Annotated in this window: 20 protein-coding genes; 13 read left to right on the top strand and 7 right to left on the bottom strand. The window is 73.0% G+C overall.

Annotated elements, in window-relative coordinates; all coding sequences use genetic code 11:
* Positions 1 to 308: 308 nt before the first annotated feature.
* Together AB2U05_RS07295 and AB2U05_RS07290 are read left to right on the top strand one after the other, a co-directional pair.
* Entirely contained in the window at positions 309 to 8,492 is an 8,184-nt protein-coding gene (locus AB2U05_RS07295) for a type I polyketide synthase (protein ID WP_369182789.1), read from the top strand.
* Between the two features lie 35 nt (positions 8,493 to 8,527).
* Entirely contained in the window at positions 8,528 to 9,685 is a 1,158-nt protein-coding gene (locus AB2U05_RS07290; RefSeq protein WP_369182788.1) for an acyl-CoA dehydrogenase family protein, read from the top strand.
* A gap of 68 nt (positions 9,686 to 9,753) precedes the next feature.
* Here AB2U05_RS07290 and AB2U05_RS07285 read toward each other — a convergent pair whose 3' ends face one another.
* Entirely contained in the window at positions 9,754 to 10,416 is a 663-nt protein-coding gene (locus AB2U05_RS07285; protein ID WP_369182787.1) for a class I SAM-dependent methyltransferase, read from the bottom strand.
* Between the two features lie 93 nt (positions 10,417 to 10,509).
* Positions 10,510 to 11,043, bottom strand: a complete 534-nt coding sequence (locus tag AB2U05_RS07280; RefSeq protein WP_369182786.1) for a cysteine hydrolase family protein — start codon at positions 11,041 to 11,043, stop codon at positions 10,510 to 10,512.
* 276 nt (positions 11,044 to 11,319) lie between these two features.
* Between AB2U05_RS07280 and AB2U05_RS07275 the strand changes: the two genes are divergently transcribed.
* The gene (locus AB2U05_RS07275) at positions 11,320 to 12,279 is read left to right on the top strand and encodes a hypothetical protein (protein WP_052707565.1); all 960 of its coding nucleotides are present in this window, start codon (positions 11,320 to 11,322) and stop codon (positions 12,277 to 12,279) included.
* A complete protein-coding gene (locus AB2U05_RS07270; RefSeq protein ID WP_369182785.1) occupies positions 12,276 to 13,211 on the top strand; it encodes a hypothetical protein in 936 nt (311 codons plus the stop codon). The genes AB2U05_RS07275 and AB2U05_RS07270 overlap by 4 nt, the downstream gene beginning before the upstream one ends.
* 64 nt (positions 13,212 to 13,275) lie before the next feature.
* Here the strand turns inward: AB2U05_RS07270 and AB2U05_RS07265 are convergent, their stop codons facing one another.
* Positions 13,276 to 14,640, bottom strand: coding sequence for a hypothetical protein (locus tag AB2U05_RS07265; RefSeq protein ID WP_369182784.1), 1,365 nt, complete (start codon positions 14,638 to 14,640; stop codon positions 13,276 to 13,278).
* Positions 14,628 to 15,527 carry a hypothetical protein gene (locus AB2U05_RS07260; protein ID WP_369182783.1) on the bottom strand — a complete coding sequence of 300 codons (900 nt, stop codon included), beginning with the start codon at positions 15,525 to 15,527 and terminating at the stop codon, positions 14,628 to 14,630. Before AB2U05_RS07260 ends, AB2U05_RS07265 begins: the two co-directional genes overlap by 13 nt.
* Positions 15,528 to 15,811: 284 nt before the next feature.
* Here AB2U05_RS07260 and AB2U05_RS07255 point away from each other — a divergent pair, with 284 nt between their 5' ends.
* The 4 genes from AB2U05_RS07255 to AB2U05_RS07240 all read left to right on the top strand — a co-directional run bounded on the left by AB2U05_RS07255 (position 15,812) and on the right by AB2U05_RS07240 (position 19,668).
* Positions 15,812 to 16,045, top strand: a complete 234-nt coding sequence (locus AB2U05_RS07255) for a hypothetical protein (protein WP_045700647.1) — start codon at positions 15,812 to 15,814, stop codon at positions 16,043 to 16,045.
* Positions 16,046 to 16,148: 103 nt separating this feature from the next.
* The gene (locus AB2U05_RS07250) at positions 16,149 to 17,402 is read left to right on the top strand and encodes an RCC1 domain-containing protein (protein WP_369182782.1); all 1,254 of its coding nucleotides are present in this window, start codon (positions 16,149 to 16,151) and stop codon (positions 17,400 to 17,402) included.
* A gap of 32 nt (positions 17,403 to 17,434) precedes the next feature.
* Positions 17,435 to 18,670, top strand: coding sequence for an RCC1 domain-containing protein (locus tag AB2U05_RS07245; protein ID WP_369182781.1), 1,236 nt, complete (start codon positions 17,435 to 17,437; stop codon positions 18,668 to 18,670).
* A gap of 227 nt (positions 18,671 to 18,897) precedes the next feature.
* Positions 18,898 to 19,668 carry an alpha/beta hydrolase gene (locus AB2U05_RS07240; protein WP_369182780.1) on the top strand — a complete coding sequence of 257 codons (771 nt, stop codon included), beginning with the start codon at positions 18,898 to 18,900 and terminating at the stop codon, positions 19,666 to 19,668.
* 61 nt (positions 19,669 to 19,729) lie between these two features.
* Here AB2U05_RS07240 and AB2U05_RS07235 read toward each other — a convergent pair whose 3' ends face one another.
* From AB2U05_RS07235 to AB2U05_RS07225, 3 genes are all read right to left on the bottom strand, one after another.
* Positions 19,730 to 21,838 (bottom strand): NEW3 domain-containing protein, encoded by a 2,109-nt coding sequence (locus tag AB2U05_RS07235; RefSeq protein WP_167352956.1) that lies wholly within the window; start codon positions 21,836 to 21,838, stop codon positions 19,730 to 19,732.
* A 212-nt stretch (positions 21,839 to 22,050) separates the two neighbouring features.
* Complete coding sequence (locus AB2U05_RS07230) at positions 22,051 to 22,197, bottom strand: hypothetical protein (protein WP_157882202.1); 147 nt, start codon at positions 22,195 to 22,197, stop codon at positions 22,051 to 22,053.
* Positions 22,194 to 22,556 carry an ATP-binding protein gene (locus AB2U05_RS07225; protein WP_052707562.1) on the bottom strand — a complete coding sequence of 121 codons (363 nt, stop codon included), beginning with the start codon at positions 22,554 to 22,556 and terminating at the stop codon, positions 22,194 to 22,196. The genes AB2U05_RS07230 and AB2U05_RS07225 overlap by 4 nt, the downstream gene beginning before the upstream one ends.
* A 210-nt stretch (positions 22,557 to 22,766) precedes the next feature.
* Between AB2U05_RS07225 and AB2U05_RS07220 the strand changes: the two genes are divergently transcribed.
* The 5 genes from AB2U05_RS07220 to AB2U05_RS07200 all read left to right on the top strand — a co-directional run bounded on the left by AB2U05_RS07220 (position 22,767) and on the right by AB2U05_RS07200 (position 25,174).
* Positions 22,767 to 23,630 carry a helix-turn-helix transcriptional regulator gene (locus tag AB2U05_RS07220; protein ID WP_045710918.1) on the top strand — a complete coding sequence of 288 codons (864 nt, stop codon included), beginning with the start codon at positions 22,767 to 22,769 and terminating at the stop codon, positions 23,628 to 23,630.
* Positions 23,623 to 23,817, top strand: a complete 195-nt coding sequence (locus AB2U05_RS07215; RefSeq protein WP_045710919.1) for a DUF397 domain-containing protein — start codon at positions 23,623 to 23,625, stop codon at positions 23,815 to 23,817. Before AB2U05_RS07220 ends, AB2U05_RS07215 begins: the two co-directional genes overlap by 8 nt.
* A 90-nt stretch (positions 23,818 to 23,907) precedes the next feature.
* On the top strand, positions 23,908 to 24,606 hold the full coding sequence (locus AB2U05_RS07210) for an SDR family oxidoreductase (RefSeq protein ID WP_369182779.1): 699 nt from the start codon (positions 23,908 to 23,910) through the stop codon (positions 24,604 to 24,606).
* A gap of 81 nt (positions 24,607 to 24,687) precedes the next feature.
* The gene (locus AB2U05_RS07205) at positions 24,688 to 24,987 is read left to right on the top strand and encodes a YciI family protein (RefSeq protein WP_369182778.1); all 300 of its coding nucleotides are present in this window, start codon (positions 24,688 to 24,690) and stop codon (positions 24,985 to 24,987) included.
* Entirely contained in the window at positions 24,980 to 25,174 is a 195-nt protein-coding gene (locus AB2U05_RS07200) for a DUF397 domain-containing protein (protein ID WP_369182777.1), read from the top strand. The genes AB2U05_RS07205 and AB2U05_RS07200 overlap by 8 nt, the downstream gene beginning before the upstream one ends.
* Positions 25,175 to 25,184: the final 10 nt, after the last annotated feature.

The raw sequence follows: 25,184 nt of genomic DNA, 5'->3' as shown, positions 1-25,184 counted from the left end.
GGGGCGGGAACCCGCCGCAGGCGGGTGGGGGGTGGATGGTGGGGAACGGTGGTGGAACTGCTCAACGGAGCAGATGATGCGCGGGTGTTCACCTGGTGGCGGGCCGAGCGGGGGTGGTCCGGCTCGCGGCCGGGTGCCACTGCGCTGGACCGGGCCGAAGCCGCCCACGGGCGTGTCGTGGGCACGTCCGAAACCTTCCGGGGCGGGTTCGGCCGGAAACTCGTCCGAATTGGCGCCCCGAAAACGTATCTGAGGGGCCCGTCACCCGATCGAGTTGTCAACAGGGGTAGCGAGGGTCGGGAGCTCTAATGGGCGAAAACGAGTTCGGGGACGGGCTCACGGGGGCGGGCCGCGAGGCGATCGCCGTCATCGGGATGTCGTGCCGGGTGCCCGGCGCCGGGGACCTGCGGTCCTTCTGGCGGATGCTGGCCGAGGGGGAGGATGCCATCGCGGAACCGCCCGCCGGCCGCTGGCCGGAGGGCGTCGCCGAGCTGGCGCGCCACCCCCGGGCCGGGTTCGTGGCGGGTGCCGGCGACTTCGACGCCGGGTTCTTCGGGATCTCCCCGCGCGAGGCCGCGGCGATGGACCCGCGCCAGCGCATGGTGCTCGAACTGAGCTGGGACGCCCTGGAGGACGCCTACCTCCCGCCGGACAGCCTGCACGGCAGCGCCACCGCCGTCTTCCTCGGCGCCACCGGCGACGACTACGCCTCGCTGGTGCACCGCCGCGGCGCCGACGCGCTGTCCCACCACTCCGTCGCCGGCCTGAGCCGGGGCCTGATCGCCAACCGGGTCTCGCACCAACTCGGCCTGCACGGGCCGAGCCTGACGGTCGACACCGTCCAGTCCTCCTCGCTGGTCGCCGTCCAGATGGCCTGCGAGAGCCTGCGCTCGGGCGCCGCCCGGCTCGCCCTGGCGGGCGGCGTGCACCTCAACCTGGCGCCGGAGACCACGATCGCGTTCGCCCGCGCCGGGGCGCTGTCGCCGGACTGCCGCAGCTACACCTTCGACGCCCGCGCCAACGGCTTCGTCCGCGGCGAGGGCGCCGGCGTGGTCGTCCTCAAGCGCCTCGCCGACGCCGTCGCCGACGGTGACGACGTGTACTGCGTGCTGCTCGGCGGAGCCGTCAACCACGACGGCGCCGGCGACCTGACCGTACCCAGCGCCGAGGCCCAGAGCGCCCTGCTGCGCGCGGCCTGCCGCGCCGCCGGCGTCGCCCCCGCCGAGGTGGGCTACGTCGAGCTGCACGGCACCGGCACCCGGGCCGGCGACCCGGTCGAGGCGAGCGCCCTGGCCGCCGTGTACGGGGACGGCCGCGACGCCGAACGGCCGCTGCTGGTCGGCTCGGTGAAGACCAACATCGGCCACCTCGAACCGGCCGCCGGCGTGCTCGGCCTGATCAAGGTCGCCCTGTCGGTGCGGCACGGCGTGCTGCCCGCCAGCCTCAACTACGAGAGCCCCAACCCGGGCATCCCGCTGGAGCAGTGGAAGCTGCGGGTGAACGCCGAGGCCCGGCCGTGGCCCGAGGGCCCGCGCCTGGCCGGTGTCAGCTCCTTCGGCATCGGCGGCACCAACTGCCACCTCGTCGTCGCGGCCCCCGAGCCACAGCCCACCCCGGAACGGGAAGCCCCCGAGCCCGGCGCGGCCGTCCCCGTGATGCTGTCCGCGCACACCCCGCAGGCGCTGCGCGCCCAGGCCCGGCGCCTGCTCGACCGGGTCCGCGAGGACGCCGACCTGCGCCCGCTGGACGTCGGCCACTCCACGGCCACCACCCGCTCCGCGCTGAAGAGCCGCGGCGTCGTCCTCGCCGCCGATCGCGCGGAACTGCTCGACGGCCTGGCCGCGCTCGCCGAGGGCCGCCCCTCCGCCCGCGTCGTCACCGGCACCGCCGCCGGGGGCGGCGGCCTGGTCTGGGTGTTCTCCGGCCAGGGCGCCCACTGGATCGGCATGGCCGAGGGCCTGTGGGCGGCACACCCGGTCTTCGCCGCCCGGATGGACGAGTGCGAGCGCCTGCTGCGCCACTACGGCGGCTGGTCGCTGCGCGAGGTGCTCGGCGACGAGGACGCCCTCCAGCGGATGGACGTCGTGCAGCCCGCGCTGTTCGCCGTCATGGTCTCGCTCGCCGAGGTGTGGCGCGCCGCGGGCGTCGAGCCGGACGCCGTCATCGGCCACTCCCAGGGCGAGATCGCCGCCGCCACCGCGGCCGGCATCCTCAGCCTGGAGGACGGCGTGCGGCTGATCGTCGCCCGCGCCAAGGTCATCACCGAGAAGCTGTCCGGGCACGGCCTGATGGCCATCCTGGACGTCCCCGCCGAGGAGGTCGACCAGCCCGGCGTCTCCGTCGCGGCCGTCAACTCCCCGGGCACGGCCGTCATTTCGGGCGACCCGGACGGCGTGCGCGCGGCCGTCGCCGCCTGCGAGGCGCAGGGCCGGCGGGCGCGGATCGTCCCGGTCGACTACGCCTCGCACTCCGCGCACGTCGAGACGATCCGCGACGAGGTGCTGGCCGGCGTGGCCGGCGCCGCCACCACCGACAGCGGCGTCGCCTTCTACTCCACCGTCACCGCCGGCCGGGTCGACCCGGCCACCCTGGACGCCGAGTACTGGTACCGCAACCTGCGCGAGCCGGTGCGCTTCGCCGACACCGTCCAGGCCCTCACCGCGGACGGCTACGGCGTGTTCGTCGAGGTCAGCCCGCACCCGGTGCTGGCCATGCACATCGCCGCCACCGCCGGCAGCGCCGTCGTGCAGCCCACGCTGCGCCGGAACGAGGAGGAGGTGCACCGGCTGCGGCTGTCCATGGCCGAGCTGTACACCCGCGGCCTCGACCTGGCCTGGGACGACGTGTTCACCGGCGCCCGCCGGGTGCCGCTGCCGACGTACGCCTTCCAGCGGGAGACCTACTGGGTCGACGGCGCCGTCACGGTGGCGGCTTCCGAATCGCCTTCGACCGCTCCCGCCGCGATGGTCGAGACTCCTGACCCCACCGGCCCCTCCGAGGCCGAGCTGTGGACCCTGGTGCGCGGTGAGGCCGCCGTCCTGCTCGGCCACGCCGACACCGCGCGGATCGGCGCCGACGACACCTTCAAGGAGCTCGGCTTCGACTCGGTGACGGCCGTGCAGCTGCGCGACCGGCTCAACGCCGCGACCGGCCTCCAGCTGCCCGTCTCGCTCGCCTACGACCACCCGACCCCGGCCGCCGTGGTCCGCCGCATCCGCCAGCTGGTCGCCGGACCGGACGAGGCCCCGGCGCTGCCCGTCGCGCCCGCCGTCGCGCCCGCCGTCGCGCTCGACGAGCCGATCGCGATCGTCGGCATGAGCTGCCGCCTGCCCGGCGGCGTCGCCACCCCCGAGGACCTGTGGCGCCTCGTCGCGGACGGCGCCGACGCCATCACCGGCTTCCCCGAGGACCGTGGCTGGCAGGTCGACGCGGATGCCGACTTCGCCGCCGCCGGCGGATTCCTGGACGGCGCCGCCCACTTCGACGCCGGCTTCTTCCGGATCAGCCCGCGCGAGGCCCTCGCCATGGACCCGCAGCAGCGGCTCGCCCTGGAGACCGTCTGGGAGGCGCTGGAGAGCGCCGGCCAGGACCCGGCCCGGCTGCGCCGCACCGACACCGCCGTCTTCCTCGGCGCGATGGCCCAGGACTACCTGCCGCGCCTGCAGGACGTCTCCGGCAACCTCGCCGGCTACGCGCTGACCGGCGGCTCCGGCAGCGTCGTCTCCGGCCGGGTCGCCTACACCCTCGGCCTGGAGGGCCCGGCCGTCACCGTCGACACCGCCTGCTCCTCCTCCCTGGTCGCCCTGCACCTGGCCGCCCAGGCGCTGCGCTCCGGCGACTGCTCGCTGGCCCTCGCGGGCGGCGTCACCGTGATGTCCACCCCCGGCATGTTCGTCGAGTTCGCCCGCCAGGGCGGCCTGGCCGGCGACGGCCGCTGCAAGGCCTTCGCCGAGGACGCGGACGGAACCGGCTGGTCCGAGGGCGTCGGCGTGCTGGTCCTCGAACGCCTCTCGGACGCCCGCCGCAACGGCCGCCGGGTGCTGGCCGTGCTGCGCGGCAGCGCCGTCAACCAGGACGGCGCCAGCAACGGGCTCACCGCCCCCAACGGCCCCTCCCAGGAGCGGGTCATCCGCCAGGCGCTGGCCTCGGCCGGCCTGACCCCGGCCGAGGTCGACGCCGTCGAGGCGCACGGCACCGGCACCGGCCTCGGCGACCCGATCGAGGCCCAGGCCCTGCTGGCGACGTACGGGCAGGAGCGCGAACAGCCGCTGTGGCTGGGCTCGTTGAAGTCCAACATCGGGCACACCCAGGCCGCCGCCGGCGTCGCGGGCGTGATCAAGATGGTGCAGGCCATGCGGCACGGGGTGCTGCCCCGGACCCTGCACGCCGAGCAGCCCACCAGCAAGGTGGACTGGACGGCCGGGCAGGTGCGTCTGCTCGCCGAGCAGCGCGACTGGCCCGCGGCCGAGCGTCCGCGCCGCGCCGCCGTCTCCTCCTTCGGGATCAGCGGCACCAACGCGCACGTCATCATCGAGCAGGGCGACCCGGTCGAGGCGGCCGCCCCGTCCGCCGAGCCCGCCGAGCCCGCCAAGGGCGAACTCGTCTGGACGGTCTCCGCGCACAGCGCCAAGGCCCTCGCCGGCCAGGCCCGCAAGCTCGCCGAGGCCGTCGCCGGGGCCGTCTCCGACGCCGACCCGGCCGCCGACGCCGACCCGGCCGACGTCGCGCTCTCGCTGGCCACCCGGCGCACCGCGCTCGACCACCGGGCCGCGATCGTCGGCGCCGACCGGGCCGAACTCCTCGCCGGGCTCCGGGCGTTGGCGGACGGCCGGCGCGACCCCGCGGTGACCACCGGCCACACCTCGGCCCCGCCCGTCGTCGGCGTCCTGTTCTCCGGGCAGGGCAGCCAGCGCCTCGGCATGAGCCGCGAACTCGTCGCCGCGTTCCCGGAGTTCGCCGCCGCCTGGCGCGAGGTCTGCGCCGCGCTGGACCCGCTGCTGGAGCACCCGATCGACGAGGTCGTCGGAGCCGAGCCCGGCAGCGCGACGGCCGCGCTGCTCGACGAGACCGCGATGACCCAGCCCGCGCTGTTCGCCTTCGAGGTCGCCGCCTACCGGCTGCTCACCTCGCTCGGCGTCCAGCCCGCGATCGTCGTCGGCCACTCCATCGGCGAGCTCGCCGCCGCCCACGTGGCCGGCGTGTTCTCGCTCGCCGACGCCGCCCGCCTGGTCGCCGCCCGGGCCCGCCTGATGGGCGAACTGCCGCGCGGCGGCGCCATGGTGGCCGTCCAGGCCGACGAGGACGAGGTCCGCGCCGCGCTCGCCGGGCACGAGCGGGACGCCTCCGTCGCCGCCGTCAACGGCCCGGCCGCCGTGGTGATCTCCGGCGTCGAGGAGGTCGTCACCGCCATCGCCGCCGAGCTGGCCGCGGACGGCCGCAAGACCACCCGGCTGCGCGTCTCGCACGCCTTCCACTCCCCGCTGATGGACCCGATGCTGGACGGGTTCCGGCGCGTCGCCGAGTCCGTCGCCTACGCGCCGCCGCGCCTCGCGGTGGTGTCCAACGTGACCGGCGCCGTCGCCGAGCCCGGCGAGCTGGAGCAGCCCGAGTACTGGGTGCGCCACGTGCGCGAGGCCGTGCGCTTCGCGGACGGCGTGGCCGCCGCCGTGAAGGCCGGGGCCGGGGCACTGGTCGAGGTCGGCCCGGACGGCGTGCTCGCCGCCATGGCCGCCGAACAGCTCGCCGACGCCGGCCTGACGGCCGTGCCGCTCGCCCGCAAGGGCCGCTCCGAGACCCGCTCGGCCGCCGAGGCCCTGGCCCGGCTGCACGTCGCCGGGGTGCCCGTCGACTGGCCGGCCCACCTGGCCGCCCTCGGCCGCCCCGGCCGGCCCGTCGACCTGCCCGGCTACGCCTTCGACCGCCAGCGCTACTGGGCGCAGCCCGAACGGCCGCGGGGCGACGTCGAGAGCGCCGGCCTGGCGGCCGTCGCGCACCCCTTCCTCGCCGCCGCCACCGAGCTCGCCACCGGCGAGCAGGTCGCCTACAACGGCCGGATCGACCTCGCCGCCGACGCCTGGCTGGCCGACCACGCGATCTTCGGCAGCGCCGTGTTCCCCGGCGCGGCCGTGGTGGACCTGGTGCTGCGCGCCCTGGAGGGCACCGGCTGCCGGTCCGTCGAGGAACTGACCCTGCACGCCCCGCTGACCTTCGCCGCCGGCGCCGTCCGGGTGCAGGTGCTGGTCGGCGAGGCGGAGCCGTCCGGCCGCCGCCCGGTGGCCGTCTACTCCCGCCCGGCCTCGGCCGGCGCCGGCTCCTGGACCAGGCACGCGGCCGGCTTCGCCGTCCCGCAGGCGGTTTCTCGGGCGGCCGCGCCGGACGTCCGGCCGCCGCAGGGCGCCGCCGCGGTGGACCTGGCCGGCTTCTACCCGGAGCTGGCCGGCCGGGGCTTCGGCTACGGCCCCGCCTTCCAGGGCCTGCGCGCCCTGTGGCGGGACGGGGACGAGGCCTACGGCGAGGTCGAGCTGCCCGAGCAGGTGCCGCACGCCGCCGGGGGCTTCGCCGTGCACCCGGCCCTGTTCGACGCCGCCCTGCACCCGCTGCTGGCACTGCTCGGATCGGACGACCCCTCGGACGACGCGCAGCGCACCTTCCTCCCGTACGCCTGGTCCGGCGTCACCCCGCACGCGCGCGGCACCGGCCGGCTGCGGGTGCGGGTCGCCCGGCTCGGCGCCACCGAGGTGTCGGTCACGATCACCGCGGCGGACGGCACGCCGGTGCTGACCGTCGACTCGCTGGCCCTGATGCCCGCCTCGGCGGCGCAGCTGGCCCGGGGCGCCGTCGCCGACTCGCTGTTCGCGGTGCGCTGGGCGCCCGTCGAGCCGGGCACCCCCGGCCCGGTCGACCTGGTGCACGTCGAGGCGAGCACCGGCGGCGACGTCCCCGCGTCCGTGCGGGCGAGCGCCCACGCGGCGCTGGAGCTGGTGCAGCGCCGGCTCGCCGAGCCGCAGGAGCGCCCGCTGGCCGTGGTGACCCGGGGCGCCGTGGCCGCGCTGCCCGGCGAGACGCCGGACCTGGCCCTCGCGGCCGTCCGGGGTTTGGTGCGCGCCGCCCAGGTCGAGTACGGCGAGGGCTTCGTCCTGGTCGACACCGACGACAGCGAGGAGTCGCGGCGCGCGCTGGAGACCCTGGACCCGAGCGCACCGCAGCTGGTGGTCCGCCAGGGCCGGGTCTACGCCCCGCGCCTCGTCCCGGCGGTCGCCGCGACCGGCGCCCGGCCGGCCTGGGACCCGAACGGCACGGTGCTGCTCACCGGCGCCACCGGCGGCCTCGGCGCGCTGTTCGCCCGGCACCTGGTCACCGAGCACGGCGTGCGCAGGCTGCTGCTGCTCAGCCGCTCCGGCGCCGCCGAACTCGCCGCCGAGCTCACCGCGTTGGGCGCCGAGGTCAGCCAGGCCGCGTGCGACGTCGCGGACCGGGCGGCGCTGGCCGGGCAGCTGGCGCTGATCCCGGCCGAGGCGCCGCTCACCGCCGTGGTGCACATGGCGGGCGTGCTCGCGGACGGCGCCGTGGAGACCATGACGCCGGACCGGATCGACCGGGTGTTCGCGCCCAAGGTCGACGCCGCCTGGCACCTGCACGAGCTGACCAAGGACCTCGGCCTGTCGGCCTTCGTGCTGTTCTCCTCCGTCGTCGGCGTGGTCGGCAACGCCGGCCAGGCCAACTACGCGGCCGCCAACGCCTTCCTCGACGCCCTCGCCGAACACCGCACGGCCGCCGGCCTGCCCGCGCTCGCCCTCGCCTGGGGCCCGTGGGAGATCGGCATGGCCGGCACCCTCGGCGAGGCCGACCTGGCCCGCTTCCGCCGCCACGGCATGACGCCGCTGACGGCCGACCGGGGCGCCGCCCTGTTCGACGCCGCGCTCGCCTCCGAGGACGCGCTGCAGCTACCGGTGCAGGTCGACCGCACCGCGCTGCGCCAGGACACCGTGCCCGAGCTGCTGCGCACCGTGCTGCGGCCCGGCGCCGGCGCGGAGCAGGTCGCGGCGGAGCGGCCCGCGGACGAGCCCGTCGAGGAGGAGGACGGCCTGTCCCCGATGGCGCGCCGGCTGGCCGGCCTCGCGCCCGAGGCACAGCGCGAGGAGCTGGTGGCGCTGCTGCTGGAGACGGCGGTGGCCGTCCTCGGCTACGCGTCCGTCGACGACATCGACGCCGACATGTCCTTCCAGGAGATCGGGTTCGACTCGCTCAGCGGTGTCGAGTTCCGCAACCAGGTCAAGGCGGACACCGGCGTGCACGTGCCGGCCACGGTGATCTACAACTACCCGACGCCCGCCGCGCTGGCGGAGCGCGTGCGGGAGCTGCTGTTCCCCGAGCCGGAGGCGGACGAGGACACCGCCGACCTGCCGGACGACGCGTTCGACGACGGGGACGACTTCGACGAGATCGACGACCTCGACATCGAGGCGCTCGTGCAGCGCGCGATCTCCGAATGACGGCCCCGCAGGCCGACCGACCCGAAAGTGAGAGCATGAAGCCCGAAGACCTGAAGGCCGTCCGCGCGTTCGTCAAGGAGCACCTGGACGGCCGGCACGCCGAGTTCGACACGTTCCAGGACAAGCCCGCGGACGTGTACGAGAAGTTCCGGGAGACCGGGCTGGCGAACTGGTGGCTGCCCGAGGAGCTGGGCGGCCGGGGCCTGAGCCTGGCGGACGGCGTCGAGATCGTCAACGAACTCGCCTACGGGGACGCCGGGGTGGCGTTCACGCTGTTCATCTCGGTGCTGGGCACCAGCATGGTGCAGCTGTACGGCTCCGAGGAGCTGAAGAAGCGGTACCTGGCGCCGATGGTCGAGCGGGGCTCGTTCTGCGCGACGCCGGGAAGCGAGCGGGTTGCGGGCAGCGAGCTCGGCAAGATCGACACCCTGGTGGCCGTGGACGGGGACGAACTCGTCATCACCGGCGAGAAGTTCATCTCCACCAACTCCGACTTCGCCGACTTCCTGGTGGTCGTCGGCCGCTCGGCGGAGGACCCGGAGGTGCACCACGCCGTGCTCGTGCCGCGCGACACGCCCGGCATCGAGGTCGTGAAGCGCTGGAACGTCATCGGCGTGCGCGCCTCGTACAGCTACCAGGTCAGCCTGAAGGGCTGCCGGGTGCCCGTGGCCAACCGCCTGGAGGGCTCCGGCCTGCGGCTGCTGGAGATCGGCCTGAACGCCAGCCGGATCCTGATCGCCACCACCGGGCTCGGCATCGCCCGTCGCATCCGCGACCTCTGCATGACCTACGCCAAGACCAAGCCGCTGCGCGACGGCACGCTGCTGGAGAACCCGGTGTTCGCGGCCAAGCTCGGGCAGATGGAGATGCAGATCGACGTCATGAAGAGCCATCTGCTGCGCGCCGCCCGGGACTACGACGCCGTCATGGCGAACCCGAACGCCGCCGACCTGTGGCACCGGCAGGGCACCCTCAAGTCCGCGCTGACGGCCAAGATGTTCTGCGGGCAGGCGGGTTGGGACGTGGCGAGCGTCGGCTCGGAGATGTTCGGCGGGCTCGGCTACACCGACGAGTCGCCGATCGGCAAGCTGATGCGGGACATGCGCTACATCTCCATCGTGGAGGGCGGCGACGACGTCCTGCGCGACCTGGTGTTCAGCCGCTACGTCATCCCGGTGCCGCGCCGCACCTGAGGTACGACAGCGGGCCCGAACTCCTCCCGGCCAATGAGGAGTTCGGGCCCGTCGTGCTCGCTGCGGGGCTACGGCACCTCGGCCTCGAAGAGGGCGGCGCAGCCGCGCACGGTGAGCTTGTGCTGCGGGAAGCGGGCGGCCAGCGCGTCGCGCAGGTCGTCGAGCGAGTCCGCGGCGTTGTGCATGATGCCGCGCTTGTTCCACGCCCCCAGCATGACCTTGGCGAGCGGGTTCACCGGCACGCCCCCGGTCAGCACGGTGGCGCCGAACAGCCGCCCGCCGGGCTTCACGCAGGCCGCGACGTTGTCGAACACCACGGCCTTCTCGCGCATGTCGCCGGGCACGCAGTGCAGCAGGAAGTTCATCGACGCCGAGCCGAACTCCCGCCCGGGCAGCGGCAGCGGCTCCAGGGCGTTGGCCTGGACGGTCGTGACGTCGAAGCGGGCCAGCCGGGCCGCCGCGTGGTTCAGCGAGTGCTCGTTGAGGTCGGCCAGGGTGATGGCCTGCCCCGGATGGGTCCGGCAGTGGTCCAGGAAGTAGCCCGTCCCCACCCCGAGGTCCAGGTGCTTCGCGGACACGTTGCGGTCGAACAGGCCGACCACCTCGGACACCGGGACGCGGAACAGGAACCGGCAGTTGAGCTGGAAGGCCGCGAAGTCGTACAGCCGCAGCGTAGACGGGTTGTACATGGCCTGGCCGGCGATGACCTGGTCGGAGTGCGAAGCGGTCAAGGGGAACCTCCGGCCCGGGGGTGGATGCGTCTCGGCACGACTATACGCGGCAGAAGTGCCGGGATCCGGTCCGTAGTTGGCGGGGGCTGACGGTCAGTCCGCGGGGCCGATCAGCTCGTCGGTGGAGGTGACCGTGACGCCCAGGCCGCGCAGCGCCGCCAGGGCGGCCGTGTGGGCAGGGGCGGAGAGTGCGGACACGGCGTCCTCGACGACGGTGACCGGGTGGCCGAGGGCGACGGCGCCGCGGACGGTCTCCCCGACGCCGTACTCGGTGGCGATGCCCGCGACCACCAGGGCGGTCGCGCCGAGCCGGCGCAGCAGCGCGTCCAGGTCGGTGCCGGCGAAGGCGGAGATCGTGTACTTGGTGACCACCTCGTTGCCGGGCCGGGCCGCCACCTCCTCGGCGAAGCGGTTGAAATGCGAGTCCGGTCCGCCGTCGGTGCCGTCCAGCCGGGCGTGCCGCACCAGCACCACCGGCCGCCCGGCCGCCTCGAAGGCCGCCTTCAGCCGGGCGGCGGCGCGCACCACCGCGGCGCCGGAGTGCGGGGCGACCGGGCGGCTGACGATCCAGTGCTGGAGGTCCACCAGCACCAGGGCGGTTCCGGACGGGAAGGCGGTCGTGGTCATCGGGCGTCCTCGTTCTGTCGGTGGGCCAGGATGTGACGAGCAAGCATGGACGTCACGATCATGCCGCACACCGCACACCGCACACCGAGGGCCGTGAGGTCCTCGAACGCCGCGACTCCACGGGCAAGTTCGTGCTGCGCGTCACCCCCTGACGCCGGGCGCCCGGGCGTGACGTGCCATCGAATGGCGGACGGGAACCGGCCGACCGTTCGCCTGCGATGCGACCCTCGCCCAGGATGGGAGGTACCGCCGGTCCGACGAACGAGGAGAGCATCCGTGGTCGTTTCCGCCTGCCCGCCACCGTGGCGGCGCGCCGCCCGGTTCACCCTGCTGGTCCCCGGCGTGGCGATAGCCGTCCTGGTCCCGTCCGCCGTGCCGAGCAGCGCCGCCGCCGACAGCGGCGCGCCGCCGCCCCCGGCCGCGCAGGCCCTGGACGGGGACAAGCCGCTCGCCTCCACCAAGGACGTCACCAGCCAGTGCGACCAGCCCTCGGCCTGCCGCTTCCGGCTGTACGACCGGGCGCCGCGCGAGTTCACCAGCGGCGTGGTGTCGGTGGGCAACGCGGCGATCAACTGCACCAACGGCGACATGGACGTCAACCGCACCGTCACCCTGGTGAGCACCAGCACCGACAACATCGGCGGTGAGATCTCCGGCAGCGCGAGCATCCAGGGCGGGATCGACGTCACGGTCACGGTCTCCGGCCAGGCGAGCGTGGCGCCCACCATGACCAACGGCATCACCCAGTGGGGCCCGAGCAAGGACAAGGGCCCGACCACCCAGGACCAGACCACCAACGCCGCCGGGGTCACGGCGACGGTGACCGGCTCGAACGCGCTGCACCTCGGCGTCTCGGCCACCTTCCAGTCCGCCTTCAAGGCCGCCTTCTCGCGGCAGTGGCAGGCCCAGGCGACCGAGACGACCAAGGTGTCCTTCTCCGTCAGCCCGGGCGACGAGATCCAGTTCGGGATGGTGAGCGCCATGTCGCGGGCCGCCGGTGAGCTGACGGTGAACAACACCGGCAAGCTGATCAAGAACGTCACGGTGGACAGCCCGTCCATCGTCACCGCCAGCTCGATCGTGGCGCAGACCTTCTCCGTCCCGGACAAGTGCCTCTCGCTGCGGCCCCCGGGCCGGGCCGGGGCGGGCCTGATCGAACTCCCGCCGGTGGAGTCCGACCGGGTGCCGGACGCCGTCTTCGTCCGCACCGCCGAGGGCACCTGGAGGCCGCGGTGAAGCGCCGGACGCGGGCGGTGCGGGCCCTGCCGGCGGCCCTGATCGCCGTGGCCCTGTGCACCGGGCAGGCCTTCGCGGCGGAGCCCGCCCCCGACGACCAGCCCCAGGCGCAGGCCTTCGACGGCGACACCCCGCTGCCGGACGCCCCGGCCCTCGCGCACGGCTGCGGGCAGGACTACGGCTGCTCGTTCCGCGTCATCCCCGGACTGTCCCGGGAGCTCACCACGGGCGTGGTCTCGGTCGGCAACGCGGCGATCAACTGCACCAACAAGCCGATCACCGTCGAGCGCACGGTGGTGCTGGAGAACAGCACCAAGGACAACATCTCGGGGGAGATCTCCGGGAGCGTCACACTCACCGGCACCATCGACAACACCACCACGGTCGGCGGCAGCATCGCCGGCAGCAACACCACCACCGTCAACCACACCGACCACACGCCGCCCAAGGACAAGGGCCCGAACTCGGAGATCAGCAACGGCGGGAGCGTGAACGTGAGCGGCAACGTGGCGGGCTCCGCGGCGCTCAAGCTCAGCGCCCAGGCCAGCTTCCAGTCCGCCTTCAAGGCCACCTGGTCGCACGAGTGGCGGCAGGTCGTGACCGAGACCACCCAGGTCAAGTTCACCGTGAAGTCCGGCGACGAGCTGCAGTTCGGCACGCTGAACGCGATGACCCGCACGGTGGGCGAGCTGAGCGTCGACGGCGCCGCGAAGCTGATCAAGAACGTGATCGTCGACAGCCCGTCGACCGTCAACGTCAGCACCGTCGTCGCGCAGACCTTCAGCGCGACGGACAAGTGCCTGTCGATGCGCCCGCCGGGGCGGTCCCTTCCGAGCGAGCCGATCGAGGCGCCCCCGCGCACGGACGGCGCCCGGCCCGTCGAGCAGTACCGGCTGACGCCCGAGGGGAGCTGGGCGGCGCTGGACCGGTAGCCGCCGGACGTGCCTAGGCCGCCTGCCCGGATCCTCGGGCAGGCGGCCACGCCGTGCGCGCTGCCTACGGGTTGAGCGCTACCGACCGCGCCCGCACCCCGGCCGGCGGCGCGTCGACGGAGACCAGCCGGTTGCCCGGGTTCGCCCCGTTGTCCGGCGTGCCGGCGGTCGGCCGGGCGGCGGCGCAGCGCTGCAGCTCGACGTCGGTGAACGGGCCGGTGCGCTGGAAGTAGCGGTCCGGCAGGGAGGTCGCCGGGACGTCGAAGACCGCGTCGAGCCGGTACTTGTTGCGGGCGTTGGTGAAGGTGCCCGCCACCCGCTCGCGGGCCGGCTGCACCTCGATCCAACTCACCTCGCCCGGCTGGATGGTGGGGTTGAGGCCCTTGGTGCTCGTCCGGCTCCAGGTGAGCGGGTTGGTGGTCGAGACGGCCGCCGGGTTGCCGCCCGCCGCGCTGAACCCGGCGGCGGCCTGGCCGGCCAGGTTGGGCCGGCTCTGCGAGATGTCGGAGCGGCTGGGCACCAGCGGGGTGCCCTTCAGCGCGTAGTACTGCGTCAGGCTGTCGTACGGCGGCTCGGTGACGGTGATCTTCCGGTCGTCCACGATCGCGTTGCGGCTGCAGTTGAGGTACACCTCGCCGACGATCCGGGTCTGGCCGTAGTACTGGTAGGAGGAGCCCTTGTCCACGGTGAAGGTGCAGTTGGCGGCCGCGCCCTCGCAGTCGTCCACCACGACGCCCGGCTCCAGCGGCTCGTTGCCCTTGTAGCCCTTGGGCGGCGGCAGTTGCTCCTTGCGGACCTTCTGGTCGACGGGCGCGGGCGTCTGCGCGGCGGTGACGTTGGTGATCAGCGGGCCGCAGGAGAGGGAGTCGCGCCGCTCGGCGGACTCGAACGAGACCATCGGGTTGTCCTCGGGGGCGTCGAAGCCGAAGCTGCGCCCGGTGGTCCAGTTGGCGGTGCCGACGGTGTCGGTGCCCTTGGTGGTGATCTGCGGGTCCGGCACCGGCCCGGGGGCGATCAGCGCGACGTTGTACGTCTGGCCGTCCTTGAGCTGCTCGGCCGTGCAGCGCCGGTCCACGCCCGGGCTGTCGTCCCAGCTGAGGGTGACGTGCGAACCCGCCTTCACGCCCCACAGCCGGGTGCGCAGGACCAGCGGGGAGCCGTTCCAGTTCAGCGACGCCGCCTGGTAGCCCTGCGGGTGCTGGGCGAGTGCCTTGCCGAAGACCACGCCGTTGTTCTCCGGCGACCAGTCGGCGTGCCCGGCGGCCGTGCCGTTGTCGGGGGCGACGGGCTGCGCGAAGGTGCCGTTGAGGACCGGGACGGCCACCGTGTCGGCGGCGTGCGCGGGCGGGGCGGCGGCGAGGGCCAGTCCGGCCGTCGCCACCGAGCAGCCGACCCGGCGCAGCAGCCGGCGCCGCATCAGCAGTACCACCAGTCGCTCGGCGGGACGACCGCGTTGCCGGGCGGGACGTCCGTCAGCGCGTTCGGCAGGGCGCACAGCCCGGTGGCCGCGTCGTTCGGCTTCTGGTCGCGGGGGACCTTGTTGAAGTCCGTCAGCGTCTGCTTCTCGTCGGCGATGCCGTCCTTCTCCGCCTTGCCGTCACCGGCGACGGTCGCCAGGCAGTCCCGGTCGGAGGCCTTGCACTTGCTGATCTGGTCCTTGTTGTCCGCGACGTCCTTGCACTGCGGGGTGCTCGCCGCGTCGCCCGCGCACGGGTCCTGCGCGGGCGGCTGCTGCGGCGGGGCGGTCTGCTTGGCGTCGACGTTGGTGAAGAACACGCCGCAGCCGGGGTTGTCGGTGTTGGTCGGGGTGAAGGTGATCTGCGGCGCGTCCTCGGCGGCGGTGAAGGAGTAGGTGCGGCCGAGGAACCAATTCGTGCTGCCATTGGGGATGTTGGAGCCGAAGCTGCCCGGACTGTTGCCCTGTCCGGCGACTGTCACGGTGTACGTCCGCCTGGCGGCGCCCTGGGCGGCGCAGGCGTAGGGGGAGTCGTCCCAGCTGAGGGTCACCGTGGCGCCGGCCCGGACACCGCGGACCCGGGTGCTGAGCGAGACCGCGTTGCCGTTCCAGCCGAGCGTGGCCGCCTGGAAGCCTCGCGGGTGGGCGGCGTAGGCGGCGGAGGCGACGCCGGCCGCGCCGCTCCAGCCGTCGACGCCCGAGGCCCAGGTCTGGCCGGCCGGCACGGTCGGCGAGGAGAACGTTCCGTTCACCACGACGGCCGGCTGGGTGTCCTCGGCCCCCGCCGGAGCGGGCGCCGCCACGGCGAGGGCGGCACCGAGGGTGACGGCTAGAAGTCTGGCGAGCTGTGTTCGCAGCACGGTCTCTCCCACTGAAGTCGGCGGATTCGTCGGGCACTTGCGCCATGGTGAGCTGACGGTGAACCAGCCCCGGCGCTCCATGCTTCGGGCCTCCGTCACGGACCGCAACCACTGACCGTCCGATGGAGCGAAGGCGAACGATCCGGCTGGGCCGACTGTGTGGAAAGCCGTTCGGAACCGCACGACCGTTCTGTTCCTTGGGGAGGCTTTCCGGCGATCCGATCTCCACTCCCAGCTACGGCCGTGCGGCCAGGATGCCGCGTGCCCGGATCCCGAGGGACGTCATGTCACCGCTTTCCCGCTCCGCCGCGCGAGGCCTGCTGTTGCTCGCCTGCTCCCTGCCGCTGCTCGGCGCCGCCCCGGCCGCGGCGACCGCCCCGGCCGTCGTGCGACCGGTGCCGCCCTGCGTCGGCGACGACGCCGCCCACGTCGCGCCGCACCACCGGCCGCTGCCGCCGCCCGGCCTGATCGTCGGCGAGCCCGTCCGCCGGGCGGCCCCGGCGCGCCCCTGCCTCTGACCCACCCGTCACCCGACCCACCCCGTCACCACCCCGAGTGGCGGCATCCCGTGCCGTCGCCGGGCATCCCCGTGCCCCGCCGCCCTTCGAACGTGAGGAAGAGATGCACCCGCTGCACCGCAAGTTCCGCCGCCTGCCCGCGGCCGCCGTACCCGCCCTGGTCGCGAGCCTGGCCCTGCTCGGCTCCGTCGCGCTGCCCACCTCCGCCGCCTCCGCGTACGACCTGCGGCTGCGCTCCTGGGGGCAGAACGCCAACGGCCAGCTGGGCGACGGCACCAAGACCCAGCGGCTCACCCCGACCTCGGTCGTCGGGCTGTCCGGCGCCGAGCTCAACTCGGTCGCTGCCGGTGGCACCGGCGGCACCGGCGCCACCGTGACCGGCTTCGGCCTCGCCCTGCTGGCCAACGGCACCGTCGAGGCCTGGGGCAAGAACGACAAGGGCCAGCTCGGCAACGGCACCACCAGCACCACCGACGAGTGGGCGGTGCCGGCGCTGGTGGCCGGGCTGGGCGGCGTCCAGGCGGTCGCGGCCGGCGGCGCGCACGCGCTCGCCCTGCTGAAGGACGGCACCGTCCAGGCCTGGGGTCTGAACGACAAGGGCCAGCTGGGCGACGGCACCAACACCAACGCCAACCTGCCGGTAACGGTGGCCGGGCTGGACAGCGTCAAGGCGATCGCGGCCGGTGACGCGTTCAGCATGGCCCTGCTCGCGGACGGCACCGTCAAGACCTGGGGCAACAACGACAAGGGCCAGCTCGGCGTCACCGCGAAGCCGTCGAGCTCGACCGCCACCGTGCCCACGCCGACCCCGACCACCCGCACCACCGCCATGCAGATCCCCGAGCTGACCACCGTCAAGGGCATCGCCGCCGGTGCCTCGCACGCCTTCGCGCTGCTCGCGGACGGCTCGGTGATGTCCTGGGGCCTCAACGACAAGGGGCAGTTGGGCGACGACAGCATCGTCAACAAGCCTTACCCGGTGCCGGTCCTGGAGCTCAAGAACGTCACCGCGCTCTCCGCCGGCGCCTCGCACAGCATCGCCCTCCTTCAGGACAAGACCCTGCGCGGCTGGGGCCTGAACGACAAGGGCCAGGTCGGCGACGGCACCCAGACCCAGCGCAACACCAGCGTGCCGATCCCCGGCGTCACCGGGGCCATCGGCATCGCCTCCGGCGCCTCGCACAACCTGGCCGTGCTCTCGGACGGCACCGTCCAGGCCTGGGGCCTGAACGACAAGGGCCAGCTCGGCGACGGCACCACCAAGGACAAGGCCACCCCGGTGCAGGTGCTGGCCAAGTCCGGCGCCGTCTCCATGGTGGCCGCCCCCTCCAACGGCAGCTTCAGCCTGGCGCGGTGACCTCCCCGCCCCGCCGATCAGGAAGGCAGCACATGACCAACTCCCGTACCGCACACCGAGGTCGGCTGCGCCCGGCGCTCGCCGCCGCCGTCGCCGCACTGACCGCGCTCGGGCTGGCCGCGCTACCGGCCGGCAGCGCGCACGCCCAGGAGAAGCGGCTCAAGGCCTGGGGCAACAACCGCTCCGGCCAGCTCGGCGACGGCACCTGGACCGACTTCCGGACGACCTCGACGAGCGTGCTCGGGCTGACCAGCGCCGAGGTGGTCAAGGTCGCCGCCGGCGGCGCCGGCCCCACCAACGGCCACGGCCTCGCGCTGCTGACCGACCGCACCGTCCAGTCCTGGGGCGCCAACACCTTCGGGCAGCTCGGCGACGGCTCGGTGTTCAGCCACAACGCGCCCGGCCAGGTGGTGAACCTGAGCAACGTCACCGACATCGCGGGCGGCGGCGCGCACAGCCTCGCCCTGCTCGCCGACCAGACCGTCGTCGCCTGGGGCCACAACAACTACGGGCAGCTCGGCAACGGCACCAACACGGACAGCAGCGTGCCGGTGCGGGTCGAAGGCCTCAACAAGGTGATCGCGATCGCCGCCGGGCTCAACCACAGCATCGCGCTGCGCGAGGACGGCACCGTCTGGGCCTGGGGCTACAACATCAACGGCCAGCTGGGCGACGGCACTTCGGCCAGCCGCAACGTCGCCTTCCAGGTCAGCAACCTGACCGGTGTCACCCGGATCGCGGCGGGCTGCAACCACAACATCGCCCTGGTCGGGCCGCCGAGCGGGCCGAGCAAGCCGACCAGCGGCAACGCGGTGAAGGCCTGGGGCTACAACGCCACCGGGCAGCTCGGCGACAACAGCACCATCAGCCGCTACACCCCGGTCGACACCCAGGGCATCTGGCTCGGCGGCGTCTCCCAGATCGCGGCGGGCTGCAACCACAGCATGGCCGTCACCGACAGCGACAACAAGCTGAAGGCCTGGGGCCAGAACACCTCCGGCCAGATCGGCGACGGGACGACGGACTACCGCATCACCCCCGTCCCGGTGCCCGGCATCACCGGCGTCCAGCTGGTCGCGGGCGGCCGCGAGCACACCGTCGCGCTGCTCGGCGACAACACCGTCCGCTCCTGGGGCAACAACGGCTCCGGGCAGCTCGGCAACGGCACCACCGACAACAGCACCACCCCGGTCACCTCGCTCACCGCGCTGACCGGTGTCGACAAGCTCGCCGCCCCGGTCGGCGGGGACTTCAGCCTCGCCAACTAGCGCCGCGGCGGGGCACGTCCGCGCGCCGTCCGGAGAACGCTCCGGGCGGCGCCGGGCTTGGCGGAGCACGGCGACCGCTGCTACGGTGCCGGTGACCGTGGGAGAGAACGAGGAGGTGGTACCCGTGAACGCAGTATCGACATGGGTGCTCCCCTCCGGGGTCACGGTCGGGCGATAGGTCGTCGTCCGGGAGCGCCGCTTTCAGAGCACTCCCGAAAGGCACGACCATGCACATCACTTCTGAGCGACGCCTCGACGACGGCGTCCTCGAACGCGAATTCACCCTCGGCGAGATCCCCGGCATCCTGTGGACGCCCGCATCCGCCTCCGCGTCCCAGCCGGTGCCGCTGATCCTGCTCGGCCTCCCCCCGCTCGGCCTGCGCGCGATGTACCCCCGGCTCGTGGAGCGGGCCCGGCGGGCGGCGGCGGACGGCTTCGCCGCGGTCACCGTCGAGCTCCCGGGCGGTGGTGACCGGCCCCGACTGGCCGTCCTCGAACAGGGCCGCGCCGACCTGCGGCGGGCGATGCAGGCCGGCGAGCCGGTCGGCGCCGAGATCGTCGACGCCCTCGTCCTCCCGCTGGTCGAGCTGGCCGTCCCGGAGGCGCGGGCCACCCTGGACGCCGTGCTGGCGCTGCCGGAGATCGGCGGGCCGGTCGGGTACTCGGGGGGAGTGATCTCCATCGGGGTCCGCCTGGCGGTGGTCGAACCGCGCATCGTGGCCGCCGGCCTCTTCGCCGGGAGCCTGGTCCCGCGCGCCATCGTCGAGGAGGCGCGGCAGGTCAGCATTCCGCTGCACGTGCTGCTGCAGTGGGACGACGAGGGGAACGACCGGCAGGCGTCCCTGGAGCTGTTCGACGCCTTCGGCAGCAAGGAGAAGACCCTGCACGCCAACATGGGCGGCCACACCGGCGTTCCGCGGTTCGCGGGCGAGGACGCGGCCGGGTTCTTCGTCCGACACCTGAACGCCCGGCACCTGAACGCCCGGCACCTGCGGTAGGCCCGGCGCGGGGCCCCGGCCGGTCGACTCCCGACCGGCCGGGGCCCCGCGTGCGGCCTGCTCAGCTCTGGGTGAAGCCCGTGAAGTCGGCCTCGCCGCTGGTGCCCGCGCTGTGCGAGCTGGTGAACACCCCGACGTCCTGGCTCGCCGCCGCGCCCGGGAGGGTGGCCCGGCCGACCTGCGTCCAGGTGGTCCCGTCGGTGGAGGAGTAGCCGGTGTACGTCGAGCCCTCGCGGACCAGCTTCAGCCAGCTCGGGTACGTCGCCGAACCCGAACCCTGGTTCGCCGGCGCGCTGTTGGAGTCCAGCTTGCCGTCGCCGTCGCTGTCCCACTGCAGCACGTAGCCCTTGCCGGGGGCCTCGGCCAGGATGAGGTACCCGGGGGACTGGGCGGGCTTGGTGATGTCGTTGCGGACCATGATCCCGGCCTTGGCCCACTCGCTGGTCGGCGCCTGCGAGGTGAGCTTCACGACCGTGGTGGAGCCGTCGTGCTCGGCGCCCGGCCGGTAGACGGCGCTGTACTCGTCGACGTCGTAGTAGAGGTCGGCGCCCGCGCCGTCGATGGCGAAGGTCCCGTCCTGCGCGCCGAAGACGGCGGTGGTGTCGGAGAAGGTCCGGTACGGCGCCTGCACGGGCGCGGCCAGCACGACCGGCGTGGGCGCGGTCACGCTCTGCGGGCCGCCCGGCCCCTTCGCGCTGACCGTGCCGGTGAGGGTGGCCCGGGTGATCGGCGTCGGCAGCTTCGCCGGGACGGTCACGCGGAAGGTGGCCTGCGCCCGGCCCCCGGGCGGCACGTGCCCGATCCGGGTCGGGGACAGCGGCTCGACCGTCCAGCCGGCCGGGGCGTCCAGCCCGAGCTGGACGTCGTTCGCGGACTGGGCGCCGTTGTTGACGAGGGTCGTGGTGACGGTGGCCGAGCCGCCGGGGGCGAGGTCGGGCACCTTGGTGTCGAGGGCGAGGTCCGGGTGCTGCCCGCCCGGGTGGTCGGTCGGGGTGACCTTGTACATCACGGCGCCGTGGCCGGGCACGGTGGCGCTGATCGTGCCGGCGGTCTCCCCGGTGCTGTGCTGCCAGAGGTCCCGCAGCAGGTACCCCTTGGCGCTCGGCAGGCCGACCGCGGCGGCGGTGGTCGAGATCGCGGCGGGCTGCGGGTTCTCGTTGAACAGCGTGACGGCGACGCTGCCGTCGGCGAGCGGCTTGGCCAGGACGTCCAGGCCCCCGGCCATGCTCACCGGGCGGCCCTGCTTGCCGAGCCGGTCCTGGTCGACGGCGATGACCTCGGTGTTGCCGTAGACGGCGAGGGTGTCCGCGCTCGCCTTGCGCAGATCGGTGCCGGCGATGAGCGGGGCCGCCATCTCCGCCCAGAGCGAGAAGTGGGCGCGGTTCTCGGTGGCCGTCATGCCGTTGCCGACTTCCAGCATGTCCGGGTCGTTCCAGCCGCCCGGGCCGGCGGCGTCGGCGAGCTTGGCGTTCGCGTGGAAGATCTCCAGCATCCGGCCGAAGGAGGGGTCGATGTCGCCCGTGGTGCGCCAGAGTTGGCCGACCGTACGGCCCCAGGTCCACACGCTTTCCAGGCCCCAGTTGCAGAGGCTGTAGACGATCGGGCGGCCGGCCTTGGCGAGCGCGTCGCCCATCGCGCGGTAGCGCTGCTGGGACGGTATGCCCTGGTTGTAGCAGTTGTCGTACTTGAGGTAGTCGACACCCCAGGAGGCGAAGGAGGCCGCGTCCTGCTGCTCGTGGTCGAGGCTGCCGGGGTAGCCGGCACAGGTCAGGGTGCCGGCGCTCTCGTAGATGCCGAGCTTGAGGCCCTTGGCGTGGATGTAGTCGGCGACGCCCGTGATGCCGTGCGGGAACTTGACCGGGTCGGGGACGAGCCGGCCCTGGGCGTCGCGGGACTTGGCCATCCAGCAGTCGTCGATGTTGACGTACTGGTAGCCGGCGGCGGCGAGGCCGGTCGAGACCAGTTTGTCGGCGGTCTGCTCGACCAACTGCTCGTCGACGTCGCAGCCGAAGGCGTTCCAGTCGTTCCAGCCCATGGGCGGGGTGGGGGCGGGTGCGGCTGCGGCGCCGGGGGAGTCTGCCGCGGCGGCGGGGGTGCTGGTGAGCGGGGCGGCGGCGAGGGGTGCTGCCGCCAGTGAAGCCGCGAGTAACGCGGCCCACGACTTGCGCATCGTGTCTCCTGGGTCCGGAGGGACGGACGGTGGTTCAGGAACTGGCTCCCCTGCGCAGGGCGGTGGAAAGCGAACCAAATCAAACAGATGCCGTCAAGAGTCAACGCAATCCGACGGATATCAACGTGACTGCTCGTCGGAGTCCGGACCGGAGGTCGGATTGCCGTGCCGCCGAGCCGAGTTGGGCACCCGGCTCGGCGTTGGCAGCGTGGTCAGACGCGGATGTGGCGGTCCTGCTCGTCGTCGGGCTTCGGCATCCGGAGGGCCGTGATGACGCCGAGGGCGACGGTGGCGAAGGCCAGGGTGAGGAGGACGGCGAAGGCGGCGCCGATGAGGAAAGTTACAGTGCCGGGGCTCACGCGACGAAGTCCAGCTCGTACCAAACGATCTTGCCGCGCTTCTGGGGCTCGACGCCCCAGCGGTGGGTGAGGCCCTCGATCAGCTGGAGGCCCCGCCCGGCCTCGGCGAGGTCACCGGGGGTGCGGGGGGTGGGGAGGGCGTCGCTCTCGTCGGAGACGCAGACCCGGAGGGTGCGGGTGACGAGGGAGAAGTGGACGACGGGCGCGGGGGTGTCGCCGTGGCGCCACGCGTTCACGATCAGCTCGACCAGGGCGAGTTCGGCGTTGAAGATGACCTCGGAGTCCCAGCCGAAGCGGGTCAGGGCGTGGCGGAGGGCCTGCCGGGAGATGGCGAGCGAGGGCGTGTTGCGGTTGCACATGGAAGCCTCCGTGAGGCGGTGATGTGAGGGGGATGAGACGAACCGGCGGATAGGCAGCCGTTGCTGACGATCCATCGGATCGACGTGAGATCGACCATAGCGCACAGGGCTCGAAATTTTAGGCGCGGACGGAAAAGTTCCCTCTACCGTGGTTGGACCCGCGTCCCGCCAGCGCGGCAGACTGGCCCCATCGCCAGCAGAGAGGACACCATGGCTGTTCGAGCCAACCCGACTCTCCGCCAACGTCGGCTGGGTTCCGAGTTGCGGAGATTGCGAGAGCAGGCCGGCCTTGGCGGCAGCCAGCTCGCCCAGAGGCTCGGGATCAGTCCTGGCCAGATGACTCAGATGGAGACCGCGAAGATCGGCGTGAGTCCTGAACGTCTCCGAATGGTCGCCTCGGCCTGCAACAGCCTCAACCAGCCGTTGATCGACGCACTCGCCAACATGGCGTCGGATCGCCGGAAGGGCTGGTGGGAGGAGTATCGCGGAACGCTGACAACGGACTTCCTTGAGGTCGCGGAGCTCGAAGGCCACGCGGTTCGACTGAGCATCTGCACGACCACCTACATGCCGGGTCTGCTCCAAACCGACGCCTATGCGTCTGCTGTGTTCGCGCGGGTCTTTCCGCCGCTGTCCGCAGATGAGCTCGGGGTCAGAACATCCTTCCGCATCCGAAGGCAAGAGATCGTTCGCTCCGGCGAGACGCCGCTGCGAGCGTTCATTCACGAGGCCGCATTGCGGATGCAGTTCGGAGGCCCCAAGGTACTTGCGGATCAGCTTGGAGCACTCCTCGAAGACTCTGAACGGACCGGCATCTCAGTCCGAGCTGTCCCGTTCGCCGTCGATACGTTTCCGGGCGCCGGTGAGAACCTGACCTTTGCCGAAGGAGCCGTCCCCGAGTTGGACACCATTCAGATGGACGTGTCCCAGGGTGCGCTGTTCTTCGACTCCCCGGCAGACCTCGCCAAGCACCGAGCCATCTTCTCGCGCCTGGACTCGACGGCACTCTCCGAAGAGGAATCGCGAGACTTCATTCGATCCATCATGAAAGTAGTGAAAGCCAGCTATGCCTGAGACAGACTGGCAGAAGTCCAGCTTCAGCGCTGCGAACAACGAGTGCGTCGAAGCCCGATCTGTCAACGAGCTGGTTGAACTGCGCGAGTCCGACGACGGCGAGGTCATAGTCCGGATCGCGCCCGCCAAGTTCGCCGGGTTCCTCCTCGGCGCCAAGGCGGGCGAGTTCGACCACCACGCCAGCTAATTCCGGTGGCCCTTCGCTCCAGAGCGAAGGGCCATCATGATCGGGTAGCCTGCGTCCGCCAATTTCCGCCGTCACCCAGGAGGCCGTGCCATGGAACCCGTCACGTTGATCACCGGCGGTTCGAGCGGGATCGGTGCGGCCACTGCCCGTGCACTGCTCAAGCAGGGCCACCGGGTGGCGATCACCGGTCGCGACGCCGATCGCCTCGCCGTGTTCGCCACCTCCACCGGAGCGGGCGACCGCCTCCTGACCATCGCCGGTGACGCCGCCGACGAGAACCACGTCGCCACTGCCGTACGCCAAGTCACTGACCAGTGGGGCCGTTTGGACACGGTGATCGCGAACGCCGGGTACTCCCTGCCGGGCACGCTGGAGGACCACGACCCGACCGCCATGCGTGCCATGGTCCTCACCAACGTCCTCGGCCCGGCTCTGCTGGTGCGCGAGACGCTGCCGCACCTGAGGGAGTCCAAGGGGCGGATCGTGATCGTCGGTTCGGTCGCGGGCACCAGGAACACGCCCGGCAACCTGTACTCCGTGACCAAGTGGGCCGCGCACGCGCTGGCCGAGAACGTCCGACTCCTGGTGGCCAAGGACCGCATCGGCGTCACCGTCGTCGCCCCGGGAGTTGTCGACACCCCGTTCTGGGACGAGCGCGGTGGATCGCCCGCGGAGGCGCCGACGCTGACCGCCGAGCAGGTCGCCGACACGATCCTGTTCGCCGTCAACCAGCCCGAGGGCGTCGACGTCAACCACCTCGTCGTGCGGCCCGCCGGTCAGGTCAACTGACCGCTCTCGCCTTGGGCGGGGTGTCCTGGCACAGTTGGTGTTCCGTTCCACACCCATCGAACGAGGAGCGCGGCGGACGCCATGGCCTACTACGCAGTCGAGTACGTCTTCACCACCGACAAGCGCCACCTCGAGATCCGTCCCAGGCACCGCGCGTACCTGACGGAACTCCAGAAGAACGGCAAGCTCGTCCTCTCCGGCCCGCTGACCAGCGACACCGGCGGCCTGCTCATCTTCCGCGCGGCCGACGAACCCGAGGTGCAGCAACTCGTCGCCGGCGATCCGTACAGCGCGGCGGGCGTCCTCGGCGAGGTCCGCATCGCCCAGTGGAACCCGATCCTCGGCTACCTCGCCGACTACATCGGGCCCGACCATGACTGACTCCGCATGGCAGAAGTCCACCTACTCCGGCGCAACTGACAACTGCGTCGAGGTACGCGCCGCCCGCCCACACGTCGAACTCCGCGAGTCCGACGCACGCGAGGCCGTGGTCCGCACCACCCCCACCGCCCTCGCCACCTTCCTCCTCGCCACCAAGGCCGGCGAGTTCGACCACCACACCCCCTGACCTCGGTGGC

Origin of the sequence: Streptomyces sp. Y1 (assembly GCF_041053115.1) — a bacterium.
Lineage (GTDB): Bacteria > Actinomycetota > Actinomycetes > Streptomycetales > Streptomycetaceae > Kitasatospora > Kitasatospora rubellomurina.
Note: the sequence above shows the minus strand (reverse complement) of the source record. Positions and strands in the feature narration are given on the sequence as shown.